Annotated in this window: 12 protein-coding genes, 1 tRNA gene, 2 pseudogenes and 1 other annotated feature; of the genes and pseudogenes, 11 read left to right on the top strand and 4 right to left on the bottom strand. The window is 55.4% G+C overall.

The features are described 5' to 3' along the window. Positions 1–53 precede the first annotated feature (53 nt). Positions 54–359 carry a PAAR domain-containing protein gene (locus tag QRN85_RS04230; protein WP_284757132.1) on the top strand — a complete coding sequence of 102 codons (306 nt, stop codon included), beginning with the start codon at positions 54–56 and terminating at the stop codon, positions 357–359. Positions 360–442: 83 nt separating this feature from the next. Beyond that, positions 443–661, top strand: a pseudogene (locus tag QRN85_RS04225) (IS3 family transposase); the annotation flags it as partial. Between the two features lie 41 nt (positions 662–702). Here the strand turns inward: QRN85_RS04225 and QRN85_RS04220 are convergent. Continuing rightward, positions 703–1787: pseudogene (locus QRN85_RS04220) on the bottom strand (IS3 family transposase); the annotation flags it as partial. Next, positions 1554–1668, bottom strand: a sequence feature (AL1L pseudoknot). Its footprint overlaps the pseudogene before it by 115 nt. A 535-nt stretch (positions 1788–2322) precedes the next feature. After that, positions 2323–2412 (bottom strand) — tRNA-Ser (locus QRN85_RS04215). A 226-nt stretch (positions 2413–2638) separates the two neighbouring features. On the opposite strand from QRN85_RS04215, the gene QRN85_RS04210 reads away from it, so the two are divergent. From QRN85_RS04210 to QRN85_RS04200, 3 genes are read left to right on the top strand one after another with little or no spacing between them, the layout of a single operon-like run. Beyond that, a complete protein-coding gene (locus QRN85_RS04210) occupies positions 2639–3457 on the top strand; it encodes an N-formylglutamate amidohydrolase (RefSeq protein WP_284757133.1) in 819 nt (272 codons plus the stop codon). Then, complete coding sequence (locus tag QRN85_RS04205) at positions 3454–5325, top strand: flavohemoglobin expression-modulating QEGLA motif protein (protein WP_284757134.1); 1872 nt, start codon at positions 3454–3456, stop codon at positions 5323–5325. The genes QRN85_RS04210 and QRN85_RS04205 overlap by 4 nt, the downstream gene beginning before the upstream one ends. 10 nt (positions 5326–5335) lie before the next feature. Further along, a complete protein-coding gene (locus QRN85_RS04200) occupies positions 5336–6382 on the top strand; it encodes a glutathione synthase (protein ID WP_112962246.1) in 1047 nt (348 codons plus the stop codon). Between the two features lie 21 nt (positions 6383–6403). On the opposite strand, the gene scpA is transcribed toward QRN85_RS04200, so the two are convergent. Then, complete coding sequence (scpA, locus tag QRN85_RS04195) at positions 6404–8545, bottom strand: methylmalonyl-CoA mutase (RefSeq protein ID WP_284757135.1); 2142 nt, start codon at positions 8543–8545, stop codon at positions 6404–6406. Between the two features lie 242 nt (positions 8546–8787). Between scpA and QRN85_RS04190 the strand changes: the two genes are divergently transcribed. The 6 genes from QRN85_RS04190 to QRN85_RS04165 all read left to right on the top strand — a co-directional run bounded on the left by QRN85_RS04190 (position 8788) and on the right by QRN85_RS04165 (position 16433). Then, on the top strand, positions 8788–9396 hold the full coding sequence (locus QRN85_RS04190) for a nucleotidyltransferase family protein (protein WP_284757136.1): 609 nt from the start codon (positions 8788–8790) through the stop codon (positions 9394–9396). 125 nt (positions 9397–9521) lie between these two features. Then, entirely contained in the window at positions 9522–10157 is a 636-nt protein-coding gene (gene paoA, locus QRN85_RS04185) for an aldehyde dehydrogenase iron-sulfur subunit PaoA (protein WP_062588008.1), read from the top strand. After that, entirely contained in the window at positions 10154–11104 is a 951-nt protein-coding gene (locus QRN85_RS04180) for an FAD binding domain-containing protein (protein WP_284757137.1), read from the top strand. The genes paoA and QRN85_RS04180 overlap by 4 nt, the downstream gene beginning before the upstream one ends. Before the next feature lie 3 nt (positions 11105–11107). After that, positions 11108–13306 carry an aldehyde oxidoreductase molybdenum-binding subunit PaoC gene (gene paoC, locus QRN85_RS04175; protein ID WP_284757138.1) on the top strand — a complete coding sequence of 733 codons (2199 nt, stop codon included), beginning with the start codon at positions 11108–11110 and terminating at the stop codon, positions 13304–13306. 320 nt (positions 13307–13626) lie between these two features. Further along, a complete protein-coding gene (locus QRN85_RS04170) occupies positions 13627–15393 on the top strand; it encodes a sensor domain-containing phosphodiesterase (protein WP_284757139.1) in 1767 nt (588 codons plus the stop codon). A 62-nt stretch (positions 15394–15455) separates the two neighbouring features. Further along, a complete protein-coding gene (locus tag QRN85_RS04165; protein WP_112962252.1) occupies positions 15456–16433 on the top strand; it encodes a GGDEF domain-containing protein in 978 nt (325 codons plus the stop codon). A gap of 5 nt (positions 16434–16438) precedes the next feature. Here the strand turns inward: QRN85_RS04165 and QRN85_RS04160 are convergent, their stop codons facing one another. Further along, complete coding sequence (locus QRN85_RS04160; RefSeq protein WP_113091807.1) at positions 16439–16798, bottom strand: PAS domain-containing protein; 360 nt, start codon at positions 16796–16798, stop codon at positions 16439–16441. Positions 16799–16807 lie beyond the last annotated feature (9 nt).

The following is a 16807-nucleotide window of genomic DNA, read 5'->3' as shown; positions in this document are numbered from 1 at the left end:
AGTGCTCTTAACCTCAGAGCGCGCTGTTGGATTAAGCATTAGGAGAGTTCGATATGGTTTCTCGCCCGGTCACGTTGAAGGGTCAGATGCATGTGTGTCCAATGGTTGATCCTGGACCAAAACCGCATATTGGAGGCCCGGTCACATCGACGCAGCAGAACTTCGTGACCGTCGAGGGCGTGCCGGTAGCTACCGTCGGAGATAGCTTACTCTGCACTGGCGTTCCCACCACCTCTGATAAAATAACAAGTGGGTCTTCCGTGGCCAGCATAGAGGGCAAAAAGGTTGCCCGAATGGGCGATTCCTGTGCGCATGGAGGAAAACTGGTGCAAGGAGTTTCTTGGCTTACCTTTGAGTAACTGTCCTTTAGCGGCAAGCGCGCTCGATCAGCCAGCTCCAGATGAGCGAACCATCGCCCGGCAGGTGATGTTTACACCGCTGAGAGGGGCGGGCGTGTAAAGCCATCGGCTTTTGCCGGATGACGATCCGTTACGAAACCAGGCCAAGGAATTATCATGACCTTCTTAAGCGAATGACGGCGCTGGCGCATGAGCGCCGCCGTTTTGGATATGGACGCCTTCTTGTGCTGCTTAGACGCGAGGGCCACCTTGTGAACCACAAGAAACACTTCGCCCTCTATCGGGAAGAAAAGCTGACGATATGAACCTCGCCGGGTTTGCCGGAGGCCATTTTGTTTAAGTATGCAGCCATGGCTGGTTCGTAGAGCATAGCGTAAAAGCGCTCTTCAGCTTCGGCTGGCGGTATGTTTCCTCTGGGCTCCAGAGACGCCGATGGTTGAACCAGTCGACCCATTCCAGTGTGGCAAATTCTACTGTCTCGAAAGTACTTCATGGTCCGTGCCGATGAATGACCTCAGCCTTGTAAAGCCCGTTGATCGTCTCGGCGACGGAATTGTCATAAATGTCGCCGGCGCTTCAGACAGACGGCTCGATGCCAGCTTCTGACAATCGCTTGGAATACCGAAACGACACGTATTGCACACCTCTGTCCGGGTGATACACGAGGCTGCCGTCATCAGCGCGACGTCGATCATGAAGTGCCTCGGCAAGGGCATCGAGGACGAAGCCTGCATGGGCAGTCCGACTCGCCCGCCAGCCGAAGATGCGACGAGCGAAGACGTCGATGACATCAGCGCAAATGCGCAGCATCTGTCGCGTGGTCACGTAGACGAAGCCCTGCCAGATGGCGACATAGGTGAAGTCCGAAACCCATAACCTGTTTGGTGCTGGGGCTTTGAACTGGTGGTTCACCGGGTAGTGCGGGCTCGGGTCGGACTTATCTTAGAACATCGTGCGGATCGGCTTTCCTCTAATGATACCCTGCTGGCTCATTGACCTCATAAGCCTGGCGACACTGCAGCGGGCGACGCCAAAGCCCTCCCGCTTCAATCGCCGCCAGACCTACGAACGCATAGACGTTGAAGTTCTATTCGAAGACACGCGTATCTCGATCTTCAGACTGATATCGCTGCGGGCGAGGATCGACAGGCGATCCGCGTCCAGTCGCTTGGAGACATTCTCGTCGTAGGTTGACGGGGCGATCGGCAGCAGTCTGCAGATCGGCCCGACCCCGAACACACCACGGTGTTCGTCGATGAACGAAATCATTATTTGAAGGGGGGCGAGCTCCACCATGGCGAAATAGGCTGAAGCTTTGTGCACAATCTCGTTGGCCTGGCGAAGTTCTCGATTCTCCCGCTCAAGAGCCCTCATCTTCTCGGCGACATCACTCGGCAGGCCTTGCTAGGCTTCATGATCCAGCACCATACGAATGCCACGTTGACGGACTTCAGGTGAAAATTTGTCGTCTTGCTCATGATGGCTCCACTTTCTCAGAACTTGGAGCTTCCGGCAAACCCGGTGCGGTTCACTCAGCCTCAGACCCTGATTTTCGAGTTTGATCGCATGAAGGCGGTCCTGCTCTTCCATGACCTAGTCGGTTAAGTCGGTCACCTGCATCGTCTTCATGAGATATTGCACCTCGGCCTGCAGCTTGGCGATGATGATATCTCCCTTGTTTTTGGGCCGTCGTTTTTTCCTCTGGTCCGAGGGTATGACCAAATGGCCGGGCGAGGCGGCTGGCTAGGAGCCGGCAGATTGTCGCAGCCTGTCGAGTGGAGACCCTACCAAGATTTAGACGGATTAAATGCCGAGGATTGAAACGAGGTTCTGGGAAATTCGCCGCTGAAATCTGAAGCCGTTGCCGTGACGTGTGTAATAAGTGGAAAGCCCGGGTACAAAGAAAGGTGCGGACCCAATCCGGAGTTTTTGAAAATTGCATGAAATCAATGGCGCAAATTTTTGGCGGAGAGGGTGGGATTCGAACCCACGATACCCTTGCAGGTATGCCGCATTTCGAGTGCGGTGCATTCGACCACTCTGCCACCTCTCCGCGGGCACGAACTGTGAGGTTCGTGCGGGCGTTCTCTTAACCAGCAATGTGCGGGTGCGCAAGGGGCTAAATGCTGTTTGCTGCTTCTGCACCGAAAGTTTTTAAGAGTTTTGTGACGGCGCGAAGTGGCGGGTTGTTGGTGCTTGCCCGATGTGTCCTCAAAAATGAATGCGGAACCAATTTTCTCGTCGTGTTGTTTGCCTTGGGATGAAAATGCGAGGGCAGGATGCGCGCGGACGCGGAGACTATTGGCAATTCCGGACTTCGGTTCTGGTCCACCAGATATGGAGATTCGCCGGTTATAGGAACGGCCATTCACGACGGGCATGACGTCAGGGGTGATGTAGCCGGTCTTATGGCGCTGTCAGATGGTGAGCGTTTGAGGGAAGAGGATCCATTTACCGCTGAGATGGTTTCCGGACTTTGCAATCAGATCATAGTCCACAGGTCGAGATTTGAAATCGATCTTAACCGCCAGAGCGACAAGGCAATCTACCTGGATCCCGACCAGGCATGGGGCCTTAATGTGTGGCGGGAGCAGCCTTCGGATACAGCTCTGGGCAAATCGCTGAATTTTCACCAAGACTACTATGCGATGCTCGAGCAGACTCTGCGGAACATGGAAAAGCGGCATGGCGCCTTCGTTGTGCTCGACGTCCATAGTTATAATCATCGAAGAGCAGGGCCAGACGGCCCGGCAACGCCACAGGATAAGGCTCCGGACGTTAATATCGGCACGTCTTCAATGGACCGAGAGAGGTGGGGCGATATCATCGATGTCGTCATCGAACATTTTCGAGAAGTTGAGGTAAACGGGCGTCCATTGGATGTGCGGGAGAACGTAGCCTTTCAGGGTAAGGGAGAACAAACGCGCTTCGTACACGAGCGTTTCCCGGAAAACGGATGTGCGGTGGCCATCGAGTTCAAGAAAATTTTCATGGATGAGTGGACAGGTGAACCTGACCAGCTGGTCATAGATCAAAGACGTGACGCCATCACCTCACTGGAACAGGTTCTGACAGATGTCCTGAGGAGGCGGCAATGAAGCTGTCGCCAGTCAGCAGACAAGACGCTGAACAAGACCTTCTGGACATGGTCAAGACTTGTCTCGAATCCGGAAAGGCTGTCCGGCAGGATGTAGGTGCCGATGGCCGGCTGCACATAGACAGGCCATTGCCATTTTTGTGCGTTCATCTGACAAAGGGCGAAAAGAATCTAGCAGCTCGTGACATCGCCGCAGCACACGCATCATACCTGATTGCGGCTGATATCGAAGAAGCGCTACCGATTATCGATGCAGTCGGGCAGGAGATGGTAAAACGCTTCGGTGATTTTATCGTTCTTGATGTGGATGAACTTGAACATGACATCCTTCTCGCGGACGATTCACCTTTCTTGCCGCATTACGAAGTGAAGGTTTCTTCCAGTTCGCACGGGCCCGCGCTCAATGCGAAAAGCGTGTTTATTAAAGCTGTCTGCGATGCCGAGATACGGTTTAGGACCCCTAGGATCACCTCTCCCTCCAGCGAAGGGGAGGTGCTATGGGGAGCGCCGAAAAATGCGCTGTGTTTCCCATGGCTGAGTGTCCGCTTCGCTCCGATCTATCGCCAGCCGGAATCCGGTGCAGATTATCCGGGCTTGCGCGAAACGATGATTGCAGATCTGTTTGATGCCGGGCTCAGGGCTTTCTCTGCCTTTGCCAATGACGCGACATCAATCAAGGTTTCATCTCACCGGGCGCTGGGCCGTAAAGCCTTTGTCGATGCGGTGAAGCGCGCTGACCGCTCTATAGACGACATCGCCGCATCATTTGATTTCCTCCTGTCCGTTACGCCAATCAATGCGCGCCACGCCTTCAAGGAATTTCAGGAGAGTGATTTCCAGCGCGCACCGAATTTCCTTTATCGTCCTCTTGGGGTGGACGTTGAGGAGCAGAAACGCAAGCTTTACTCTGTCGCATTCGAGCATCTCGAAGACCCCGTGCTCTATCACCTCTACCGAGAAAAGCAGCAGGAGATCGATCTTCAACTCACGATGCTTGCCAATCTGCATAATCCAAAATTTCAGGATTTCAGCCGCGCACTTTATGGCGCTGTGGAACCGGAGTTGCTCTCACTTGCCGAGGACGTGCTGGCGAGGTGTCCGCCGCCCGTTCAAGAAGCGGTTGCTACCGCCGACTGTTACCATGTTGCCAACAGAGCGCGCGATATGGTCGCCGCCTACCATGAGCAGAGTGCGGAGTTCGATGCTCGAGTGGAAATCAGAGATGATTTGCCGCCGGGGCTGATGGTCAGCGGGAACAAGCTTTTCGTTTCACGTCACACGGTTATGGAAGAGCGTCGTGTAGACGCGCTTCTCCACCACGAGATAGGTGTTCATCTGCTGACTTACTTCAATGGTTCGGCGCAGGGGCTGCGCCTCTTCCGCTCGGGCCTTTCCGGTTACGAAGGCGTGCAGGAAGGGCTTGCCGTACTGGCCGAGCATCTCGTCGGCGGCATGACGCGTGAACGGTTGAGGCTGGTTGCGGGACGCGTCGTCGGTTGCGCCGCCATGCTTGATGGCGCAAGTTTCGTAGATACCTTCCGCATCATGACTGACAGGTTAGGGTTTGATAAGGCCGGTGCTTTTAACTCGGTACTGCGGATTTTCCGCGGTGGCGGTCTATCGAAAGATGCGATCTATCTGAGAGGACTGAACGAAATCATCCAACATCTGCGCAACGGTGGCGCGCTTGAGCCTTTCTGGATGGGAAAGATTTCTGCCGCGCATTTTCCGGTAATGCAGGAGCTTACCTTAAGGGGACTACTTCGTCCCCCGAGCATCAGCCCAGGTTTTTTGGCGCCAGCAAGCGCCCAGAAGCGGCTTGAAAAAATACGATCAGGATTACCCATAGCCGAAATGGCAACATTGTAAGGGAGGACACATGCGTCTCGCATTTTTCGTCAATTCAATTGAGGGCGAGCAGCCAACCTTTGCGACCGGACTGTTGGCGATGGCTGCGCTTAACCGCGGACATGAGGTGGTCTATTTGACACCGAGCGATTTCACCTTAAGGCCCGACGATAGCCTTGTGGTGCATGGCCTTGTCCTGCCACGTCAAAAATACAAAAAGATCGAAAATTTTCACGCTGTCCTGCAGGAAAAGAAACTCGATAGAGAGACAATCAATATCGAAGACATCGATGCTCTGATGTTGCGAAACGACCCGTCGCTCGACCAGACGGCACGGCCATGGGCGGTGAATTCCGGCATATTGTTCGGGCGGCTTGCAGAACAGCGCGGTGTCGTGGTCCTGAACGATCCCGAAGGCTTGGCCCTTGCACAGAACAAGCTCTATTTCCAAAGTTTTCCAGAAATCGTTCGGCCGACAACGCTCATCTCTCGCAATGTCGATGAAATCCGCGCTTTTGCTGATGCGCATCCCAAGGGCGTCATCGTCAAGCCGCTGCAGGGTTCGGGAGGCAAGAATGTCTTCAAGATCGGCTCAAGCAAGGAAACCAATCTCAACCAGATTTTCGAGGCTGTGAGCGTAGAGGGTTATCTGATTGCGCAGGCGTACCTGCCTGCGGCCAAGGATGGCGATATTCGGTTCTTCATGATGAACGGCGAGCCATTGATGCGCGATGGCAAATACGCCGCGCTTCGTCGTGTGCCAGCGAAAGGTGACTTGAGGTCGAATATTCACGCCAGTGGCACGGCGGAAGCCGTTGACGTAACCGACGATGTCATCGCGCTGGCAGAGATGATGCGGCCAAAACTTGTCGAGGACGGCATGTTCCTCGTCGGTCTGGACATCGTTGGTGACAAGATACTTGAAGTCAATGTATTCTCGCCGGGTGGCCTTTCGCATATCCGCGACCTGACGAAAGTGGACTTTACCGATACGGTCATTGAAGCAATCGAGAAAAAAGTCACCATGCAGGCGGCTTCTTCCGGCATGTTGAACAACCGTTTGTTGGCGACCCTATAAAGGTCGCCAACCATCAAACCTTCATGTGTTTCTGAGCCGCCCCTGCATCAAATCGGTCACTGCGCGGGCGGCTTCAAGCACATTGGTTCCGGGGCCGAAGACGGCGGCAACGCCGCTATCCAACAGGAACTGGTAGTCCTGACGGGGCACGACGCCGCCGACGATGACAATGATGTCGTCCGCTCCCTTATGTTTCAGCGCAGAAACGAGTTGAGGTGCGAGCGTCTTGTGGCCCGCGGCCAGCGATGACATGCCGACCACATGAACCTTGTTTTTGACGGCCAGTTCCGCCGCCTCCTCGGGGGTCTGGAACAGAGGTCCGGCAACGACATCGAAACCAATATCGCCAAATGCCGAAGCAATGATCTTGGCTCCACGGTCATGCCCATCCTGACCCAGCTTGGCGACCAGCATCTTGGGCTGGCCACCCAGGGCCGAAGAAAGCTCTCCCAGCCGTGTGCACAATGTCGCGTATTCCGGATCGTCCTCATAGGCTGCGCCGTAGACATCGTGTACGACCTCAGGCATGGCCTCATGGTCGCCGAAGACTTTCCGCAGCGCATCCGATATCTCTCCGACTGTCGCTCGCGCCCTTGCTGCTTCCACCGCTGTTGCCAGAAGGTTGCCAGTGCCGGATTGCGCGACCTGAGCCAGTTCGGCAAGTCTTTCCTCGACCTTGGCCGGGTCCCGTTGGCGCCGGACCGTTTCAAGCCGCCTGATCTGACCAGCTCGGACGGCACTATTGTCGATATCGAGGATATCGATGGGGTCTTCGTTTTCCAGGCGGAATTTGTTTACGCCCACGATGATTTCCTCGCCACGGTCAACAGCAGCCTGACGGCGGGTTGCAGCTTCCTCGATGAGCCTTTTGGGCAGCCCATCGGCAACAGCTTTTGTCATGCCACCCAGTTTATCGACCTCTTCGATCAACTCCCAGGCTTTCTCCGCCAGCTCGTTGGTAAGGCTTTCGACATAGTAGGAACCCGCCAGCGGGTCGACAACCTTGGTCACACCTGTCTCATGCTGAAGGATGAGCTGCGTGTTCCGCGCAATACGGGCGGAAAAATCGGTGGGTAGCGCCATGGCTTCGTCGAGCGCATTGGTGTGCAGGGACTGCGTGCCACCGAGCGCTGCGGACAATGCCTCGTAAGCGGTGCGAATGACGTTGTTGTAGGGGTCTTGTTCCTGCAGAGAAACGCCGGATGTCTGGCAATGCGTTCGCAACATGAGGGACGAGGCTTTTTTAGGCTCGAATTCTTCCATGATGCGAGACCACAGCAGCCGTGCCGCCCGCAGCTTGGCCGCTTCCATGAAGAAATTCATGCCGATCGCGAAGAAGAAAGACAGCCGCCCGGCAAAATCATCGACATTCAAGCCCTTCTTCAAGGCCGCACGAACGTATTCGCGACCATCGGCCAACGTGAAAGCGAGCTCCTGGACGAGCGTCGCACCGGCTTCCTGCATGTGGTAGCCGGAAATGGAAATCGAGTTGAAGCGAGGCATTTCCTTTGCGGTATATTCGATGATATCGGCAATGATACGCATCGACGGTTCCGGCGGATAGATATAGGTGTTCCGCACCATGAACTCTTTCAGGATGTCGTTCTGAATGGTGCCTGAGAGTTCTGCCTTCGTGCAGCCCTGCTCTTCGCCCGCAACAATGAAGCTCGCGAGAATGGGAATGACCGCCCCGTTCATTGTCATCGAAACGGACATGTCTTTGAGCGGTATGCCATCGAACAGAACCTTCATGTCCTCGACGCTGTCGATGGCCACTCCGGCCTTTCCGACATCGCCAACGACGCGTTCATGATCGCTGTCGTATCCGCGATGGGTGGCAAGGTCGAACGCCACGGACAGGCCCTTTTGACCCGCAGCGAGATTGCGTTTGTAAAAAGCATTGGATTCTTCTGCTGTCGAAAAGCCTGCATATTGGCGGATAGTCCACGGACGACCGGCATACATGGTGGCGCGGGGGCCGCGCACGAAGGGCTGGAAGCCGGGCAAGCTCTCGAGATGCGAAATGCCGTGGAGATCTTCGGCGGTATAAAGCGGTTTGACCGCGATCCCTTCCGGCGTTTGCCAGACCAGGCTATCAGGGGATCGTTTCAATTCTTTCTCAGCGAGCTCGCGCCAGTCATTCACCGTTTTCTTGCCTGACATCCAAGTCTCCTTTTGATCAGCATTGCCATGTTAACCACGGTAACGCTTTACCTCCTGATTTGGACGCATCTGGCTGCGACCGGAATTTGAAAGATACGGAGCATGTGTGCTCCGCACAACCTTTCGGGCAAACAAGTTTCTTGCCGCCTGGATCTTGCTGGAATGCGCGGCGTTGAATGCAGCAATGGCCTGCGGCGATGATATCGTCTTAATGTGTGTAGGTGACGACGAGGAGCAACGGAATGTCCGTTACGATCATTCTTCTGGCGGCAGGAACATCCAGCCGGACCGCGAGCCAGGGCTTTCATAAGCTCTTGGCGGAATTTGAAGGGCTGCCATTGCTTCGAAAGATGGCGCGGGTTGCAAAGTCGAGCAAGGCTTCGGCCGTTGTTGTCGTGCTGGGCCATCAGCATGAGGCGCTGGCAGCTGCGCTCAATGATCTCGATGTCACTGTGACGATCAATGAAAATTACGCGAGCGGCATGGCAAGTTCCATAGCCCAGGGCTTTGCCACGGATCAGGCAAAAAACGCGGATGGCGTTATGGTCATGTTGGCAGATATGCCGGAAATTTCCACCTCTCACTTGGACCGCATGATCGATGTGTTTCATGAAGCTGGAGGCAATTCTGTCGTTCGTGCCGTCTGCGGTGAAAAGCCAGGCAATCCGGTCATTATGCCAAGATCGCTATATGGAAGCGTCTTGCATCTGACAGGTGACAGCGGCGCACGCCGGTTGATTGAAACCTCGGGATTGCCGATCATCGGTGTCGAATTGGGCCTGGCTGCGCGGAATGATGTGGACACCCCCGAAGCTATTGCCGCAGCTGGAGGCATGCCCGCCAAATTCTAGCCGAGTTGATTGAGTCCGAGAGATCATCCTTAGCGCTGAGCCGTTCAACTTTTCGTTCTTGGAGGGCACTTTTGATCGTCAGCTTCGTTTAGCTTTACCTCAAAACAAGTGAAGCGGATCTGGACATGCAGGATAGCATCCAACTGGAACTTTCCCGAAGAAATTTACTTATCACCTCTGCCGCGACGATCGCGGCCACGGGTGTCGCCGGTCAAGCGGTGGCTCAGTCTCCGGGGAGCCAGATGAATTACAGCACAAAAATCCACTTTACGGTCAACGGCAAAAGCCATGATCTCGATGTCGACAACAGGACGACATTGCTCGACGCCTTACGTGAAAACCTTCACCTGACGGGCACGAAAAAAGGCTGTGACCATGGCCAGTGCGGTGCCTGCACGGTCATGGTAGACGGCAAACGCATTAATTCCTGTCTGACGCTGGCGGTCATGCATGATGGTGACGAAGTCACCACAATCGAGGGGCTGGGTCAGCCCGGTAATCTGCATCCGATGCAGGAAGCATTTGCAAAGCATGACGGCTTCCAGTGCGGGTACTGCACACCGGGCCAGATCTGTTCCTCCGTGGCGGTGCTGGAAGAAATCAAAGCAAATATTCCAAGCCACGTCACCGAAGATCTCAACAGTCCCGCTCCACTGACAGCCGATGAAGTTCGCGAACGTATGAGCGGGAACATCTGTCGATGCGGGGCGTACTCCAACATTCTTGATGCGATATCGGAAGTCGGAGGGATCACAGCATGAAGGCCTTTACATTCGAGCGTGCTTCCTCCGTGGAAGCAGCAGCCAAATCTGCGGCATCAAATCCCGGTGCTAAATTCATCGCTGGCGGCACCAACCTCCTCGACCTTATGAAACTGGAAATCGAAACCCCCACGCATCTGATCGACGTCAACGGTCTTCGCCTCGATAAGATCGAGACCACCGAGAACGGCGGGCTGCGGGTGGGGGCGATGGTCAGAAACACTGATCTCGCCTCAGATGCTACGGTTCGGCGTGATTATGGACTGCTCTCGCGTGCGCTTGTTGCAGGCGCATCCGGCCAGCTTCGCAACAAGGCGACCACTGCGGGCAATCTTCTGCAGCGCACACGCTGTCCGTATTTTTACGACACTAACCAACCCTGCAATAAGCGGCAGCCGGGTAGCGGCTGTTCCGCCATTGGCGGTTTCAGCCGCCAACACGCGGTTGTCGGTGTCAGTGACGCCTGCATTGCTACCCATCCAAGCGACATGGCTATCGCAATGCGTGCGCTGGACGCTTCGGTTGAAACTGTTAAGGCTGACGGCGCGAAACGCACCATCCCCATTGACGATTTTTACCGTCTGCCTGGCGATACGCCTCACATCGAAACTTCGCTTGAAAAAGGCGAGTTCATCACTGCCGTTACACTTCCGCCACCGGTTGGAGGCAAGCACATATACCGCAAGGTCAGAGATCGCGCGTCCTATGCTTTCGCGTTGATTTCGGTCGGCGCCGTCATTCAGCAGGATGGGACCGGGCGTGTCGCTGTCGGCGGTGTCGCTCACAAGCCTTGGCGTGTAGAAGCAGCGGAGGCGGAGCTGCCGAACGGCGCGAAAGCCACTGCGAGCCGCATTCTTGAGAATGCCAAGCCCACTGAAGAAAATCGTTTCAAGGTCGAGTTGGTCGAGCGCACGCTCGGTGCTGTCCTGTCTGAAGCAAGGGGTTAAGCCATGAAATTCGACACACCAGCAACGACAAATCCGATCGATCGCCTCAAAGTCGTCGGCAAGCCAATTCACCGTATCGATGGCGAACTGAAGACGACAGGCCGTGCGATGTATGCCTATGAGTGGCATGACCCGTCCATGAAATATGCCTACGGCTATCCGGTGGGCGCTGCCATTGCCAAGGGGCGGATAAATTCGATGGATGTGACAGAGGCGAAAAAAGCGCCCGGTGTCATCTCCGTTGTAACGACCCTTGATGTTGGCAAGCTTGAGAAAGGCGAATACAACACCGCCAATCTCTTCGGTGGCGACGAGGTCCAGCATTATCATCAGGCGATTGCTGTTGTCGTAGCCGAGACTTTCGAACAGGCGCGATCAGCCGCATCCCTAATCAAGGTCGACTATACCGAAGAGAAAGGCGCGTTCGATCTGAGTGCTGAAAAGGGCGCAGCCAAGAAGCCGGACGATTCACAGAAGCCAGATACGGCAGTAGGCGATTTCGACCAGGCATTTTCCGCTGCTCAGATCACGCTCGACCAGACCTACAAAACACCGGACCAGTCCCATGCGATGATGGAACCCCACGCATCCATCGCAGCATGGCACGATGGTGAGTTGACCATATGGACTTCGAGCCAGATGATCGATTGGTGGAGGTCTGACCTCGCGACGACCTTGGGCGTCGACAAGGAAAAGATTCACCTGATGTCGCCGTTCATCGGCGGCGGTTTCGGCGGCAAATTGTTCCTGCGAGCAGACGCGTTGCTGGCTGCACTTGGCGCCAAGGAAGCTGGTCGGCCAGTAAAGCTGGCACTGCCGCGACCTATGATCATGAACAACACGACGCACCGGCCTGCGACAATCCAGCGTATTCGCATCGGCGCTGGACCGGATGGCAAGATCACCGCAATTGGCCATGAAAGCTGGTCAGGCGATTTGCCTGGCGGCGTGCCGGAAACGGCCGTCAATCAGACGAGGCTCCTTTATGCTGGTGCCAACCGCCAGACGTCAATGCGCCTTGCCACTCTCAATCTTCCTGAGGGGAATGCCATGCGCGCGCCGGGCGAAGCGCCGGGCCTGATGGCGCTTGAAATAGCGATTGATGAAATGGCTGAGAAGGTCGGTATGGACCCTATCGCGTTCCGCATCGTCAATGACACGCAGGTTGATCCTGAAAACCCGGAACGTCCATTCTCCCACCGCGATCTCATCGGTTGTCTCAAGCTGGGTGCGGAAAAATTCGGCTGGAGCAACCGTCCAAAGGTTGCGTCGAAGAAGGAAAGGAACTGGCTGATCGGCATGGGCGTTGCTGCTGCCTTCCGTGACAATCTGGTGCTTCCTTCGGCAGCCCGCGTCAAACTGGGGAGAGACGGTATCATCACGGTTGAAACCGACATGACGGATATCGGGACGGGCAGCTATACGATCATCGCCCAGACAGCTGCTGAGATGATGGGCGTTACTGTCGATAAGGTGGCGGTGCAGCTTGGCGATTCCCGCTTCCCGATTTCAGCCGGATCCGGCGGTCAGTTTGGGGCAAACTCGTCGACGTCAGGCGTTTATGCTGCCTGCATCAAGCTGCGTGAGGCAATCGCGCAGAAGCTGGGCTTCAACTCCGAAGATGCCGTGTTCGAAGACGGTTCTGTAAAATCCGGCAACAGGACGGTTCCGCTTGCCGAAGCCGCTGGCGCAGAAGGGCTTGTCGGTGAAGACACGATGGAGTGGGGCGATCTGACCAAGACCCACCAGCAGTCTACTTTCGGCGCTCACTTCGTAGAGGTCGGCGTTGACGCCGCAACGGGCGAGACCCGGATTCGCCGAATGCTGGCTGTCTGTGCAGCAGGACGAATCCTGAACCCGATCACGGCGCGCAGCCAGGTCATTGGCGCCATGACGATGGGGGCAGGTGGCGCACTCTCGGAAGAGCTGGCTGTCGATACAAGCCGAGGCTTCTTCGTCAATCATGACCTTGCTGGATATGAAGTGCCCGTTCATGCCGACATCCCGCATCAGGATGTCATTTTCCTCGACGAAACGGATCCGATGTCATCGCCGATGAAGGCGAAGGGCGTTGGAGAGCTTGGTCTTTGCGGCGTCTCGGCCGCAATCGCAAATGCGATCTACAATGCGACCGGCGTTCGGGTACGGGATTATCCCATGACACTGGATAAGATCATCAGCGGTCTGCCAGAGGTCGCTTAGGCAGGATACCGTCAAATCGAACCCGCTGCCATCGTACGGCAGCGGGTTATTCGCGTACTAGAATGCCGCAAATTTCGTATAGCTTTTCGTAACCATCATAAAAGGTCCGATGGAACGATTAACATCTGATGGGCTTATTGTGTCGTAAAACGCTCCATCAAGAACTTGAAATAAGCTTGGGCATGATGCCCCGACACTGTCCGGCCTCCACATTTGCCTCCGAATGCCGCCCCCCGACATCGCCTCATCAAAAATGTACCGAACCACAACTTGAGGGCCCGCTCGTATGAACATACGAGGGCGTTGCCACGGATTTGAGCATGCAGGACGAAATCGCGCGACTGGCCAGTCTGAAAAACTTGCGTCTTCTCGACACTTTGCCAAGTGAGAATTTTGATCGAATTACACGGCTTGCGGCCAACATATTTGGCCTTCCAATCGCCGCCGTCTCGCTAACGGATATGAACCGCCAATGGTTCAAGTCGAAGGTCGGGGTCGAGCATAATGAAATTCCGCGCGAAAAAGCGCCTTGTGCCGAGGTGGCCGAAACCTGCCGCCCCTTTGTCATCCGTGATTTTCAGTCAGATTCCTGTTTTGCGGATAGTACCCTAGGCGCCGCGGGCATACGGTTTTACGCCGGGGCTCCGCTGGTAACGGTAGACGGCTTTGGTTTAGGTGCACTTTGCGTGCTCGGCACGGAGCCGAGAGATGTTACTGACGAAGAAATGGCGACGCTCTGTGACCTGGCGGCCATGGTCATGGATCAGGTGGAGTTGACCCATGCTCTGGGCAGAATCGAGCCCATCAGCGGACTACCAAACAGGTTTCAGCTTCTGAATGACCTCTCCGACATGGCCTTGAACCACCCGCGCGAGGAGTGGATCATCAGCCTGTTGAACCTTGCGCAGACGGAACAGTTCGAGCGCCTGTCACGCGTTCTGGGGCCATCCTATTTCGATACGGTGATACAAAAAGTCGCGAAGCTTCTTCGCGACCATGTGGGAGACGATAGAGTCCCATATCATATTGGTCCGACACAGTTCGCATTCTTTGCCCCCGCCGGTATCGCAGTGGATGCCTATGTCGATCTTCTGGCCGGCAAACTTCGCGAGATCGAGCTGGACGGCGACTTGCAGATGTCGATGACGCCGTCGATCGGCATCGTCGCGTTCCAGCCTGCGTCTCTATCGCCTGAAGATGTACTGCGCTCCTTGCAAAGTGCGGTGCAGGACGCCAGTGAGAGCTGCAACAAGATCGGCCTTTTCTCCCCGGCCATGGATCTTCGACACCGGCGCAATTTCAGAATACTACAGGACTTCAAAGGCGCGCTGACTGCAACAGACCAGCTTTCCCTGGTATTTCAGCCCCGTATGGACCTGCGGACTGGTGAGATTGGTAGTGCTGAGGCGTTGCTGAGATGGGACCATCCCGTGCTTGGGCCGATATCACCAGTGGAATTCATACCGGTAATCGAAGCGTCCTCCTTTGCCCGTCAACTGACGGACTGGGTGGTTGACGAGGCCTTGTCGAATTTGGCTTCCTGGGGTGCTCATGGTCTGCATTTCAAGCTGTCGATCAACCTTTCTGCGGCCAATCTGGATGAGCAGGATTTCTTCGAAAGAATCATGTCAAAGCTTTCCACCCACATGGTTCGCCCAGACCAGATTGAACTGGAATTGACTGAAACCGTGATGATGAAGGAAACTGAGGGCGCCTTCGGTTTGCTGGACAAGCTGAAATCTGCTGGATTCCAGTTGGCGATCGACGATTTCGGCACCGGCTACAGCAGCATAGCCTACCTTCAGAAACTACCGGCGGATGTTGTCAAGATTGACCGTTCATTCGTATCGGAAATGGAAAATGGCAATCGCGAGCGCACACTTGTGCGTTCGATGATCGATCTTGCCCACAGTCTTGCATATCGGGTGGTTGCTGAGGGGGTGGAAACGGTCGAGGCCGTCAATCTGCTTCGAGCGATGGGTTGTGACGAATTACAGGGATATTGGCTGTCCCGACCCATCCGGGGCGATGATCTGTTCAACTGGCTTGTGGAACGAGACCAGCCGGCTGCTTTGCTCTCGGCGTAAGCCGCCAGAAGGCAGCATCCGTTTCAAGAGCGTTGCATCCGTCACCAGAGAGGCATCCCGATATGAAAGACATATTTGCGCGAATGGCCAGCGGTACGATCAGGTTTGATGACGACTTGATATTCATCCTTGATGCGCTTCCGGTGCCTTTGACCTGGGCGTCACTGCCGGACGGCAACATGCGCTTCGTCAACAGGGCTTTCACGAAGACATTCGGATACCAGAACGGTCATTTCGCCACAATCGATCAATGGGTCAGCCAGACCTATGCTGATGAGGCCGAAAAGGCCCAGGCCCGGCAAAGATGGGACGAATTCTGGAATTGTGGACGTCGCGGCATAACCGAGGTGCAGCCGCTCGAATTGCACATCAATGATATCAACGACAAGACCATCGTCGTGCTCCACAGAGGTATCGTCCTCCACGACTTCAATCTTTGGATGGCGACCTACGAGGACCTGTCCACTCAGAAGCTTGCTGAAAGCGCCCTGAAGCGGATTGCCTATGAGGACCCGTTGACCGGTCTGGGCAATCGAAGGGCGTTGCAGGAGCATTGGGACAGCGAGATGGCGAGAAGTCTTGCGACGGCGTCGCAGCGGATGATTGCCATCCTGATGATCGACCTCGACAACTTCAAACCGATCAACGACTATTTCGGACATGCCGCCGGAGATGATATCTTGCGGATGGTGGCCATTCGTCTGCGGCAATCGGTCCGCCAGGATGACACGGTGGTGCGGATGGGTGGTGACGAGTTTGCGATCCTTCTCACCGATCTCGAAGATCAGGATGACGCAGAGAAGATCTGTCAGCGCATCTCAGATGCGTTTGCCAAACCTTTTATCATCCAGGGCGAAGAGATTGACGTTGGGGCGACTGTCGGGGCCAGCCTCTACCCCCATCATGCTGGAAATCTCGAAACGCTACTCCACGCAGCGGATCAGGCCCTCTATCGCTTGAAGCGAAACCACACCCATGACTGGGAATGGTTCAATCGCTCTTTTGAGCCACTCCAGTCCACGCAGACAGCCGTCGCCTGATCTGGTCAATTGAGCTTCTGCAAGGGATATATGATGCCGGAATAAATCGCCGGGGTGCCGTCTGGGCCATGGAAACACCGGCCGGACGACATCACGAATTCGAATTCACCATGTGCGTTTCGAACCCTGTATTCAGCATTATGTGGTCGACCATCCCTGACCGCTTTCGCTATTAGCGCAGCCAGACCGGGCCTGTCGTCCAAATGGACACGTTCCATGTACGACGCCAAGGGCAGACCCCTGACGGTCTGCAAGGGGTCCAGCCCAAACAGAGCGGCAACCGCGGTGTCCCCATACAGCCGATCGTCTTCCATCGACCACGTGTAAATCCCGGCTTCAATTTCGGAGCTTTCCAGCCTCTCCATATACACCAA

This window comes from Agrobacterium sp. fls2-241-TYG-188a (genome assembly GCF_030209845.1).
The sequence above is the reverse complement of the archived record's forward strand: the minus strand, read 5'-3'. Positions and strand labels throughout refer to the sequence as shown.

Coding starts and splice junctions, on each gene's coding strand:
- QRN85_RS04230 (WP_284757132.1), top strand. CDS start 54: ATGGTTTCTCGCCCGGTCACGTTGAAGGGTCAGATGCATGTGTGTCCA.
- QRN85_RS04210 (WP_284757133.1), top strand. CDS start 2,639: ATGCGCGCGGACGCGGAGACTATTGGCAATTCCGGACTTCGGTTCTGG.
- QRN85_RS04205 (WP_284757134.1), top strand. CDS start 3,454: ATGAAGCTGTCGCCAGTCAGCAGACAAGACGCTGAACAAGACCTTCTG.
- QRN85_RS04200 (WP_112962246.1), top strand. CDS start 5,336: ATGCGTCTCGCATTTTTCGTCAATTCAATTGAGGGCGAGCAGCCAACC.
- scpA (WP_284757135.1), bottom strand. CDS start 8,545: ATGTCAGGCAAGAAAACGGTGAATGACTGGCGCGAGCTCGCTGAGAAA.
- QRN85_RS04190 (WP_284757136.1), top strand. CDS start 8,788: ATGTCCGTTACGATCATTCTTCTGGCGGCAGGAACATCCAGCCGGACC.
- paoA (WP_062588008.1), top strand. CDS start 9,522: ATGCAGGATAGCATCCAACTGGAACTTTCCCGAAGAAATTTACTTATC.
- QRN85_RS04180 (WP_284757137.1), top strand. CDS start 10,154: ATGAAGGCCTTTACATTCGAGCGTGCTTCCTCCGTGGAAGCAGCAGCC.
- paoC (WP_284757138.1), top strand. CDS start 11,108: ATGAAATTCGACACACCAGCAACGACAAATCCGATCGATCGCCTCAAA.
- QRN85_RS04170 (WP_284757139.1), top strand. CDS start 13,627: ATGCAGGACGAAATCGCGCGACTGGCCAGTCTGAAAAACTTGCGTCTT.
- QRN85_RS04165 (WP_112962252.1), top strand. CDS start 15,456: ATGAAAGACATATTTGCGCGAATGGCCAGCGGTACGATCAGGTTTGAT.
- QRN85_RS04160 (WP_113091807.1), bottom strand. CDS start 16,798: ATGGAGAGGCTGGAAAGCTCCGAAATTGAAGCCGGGATTTACACGTGG.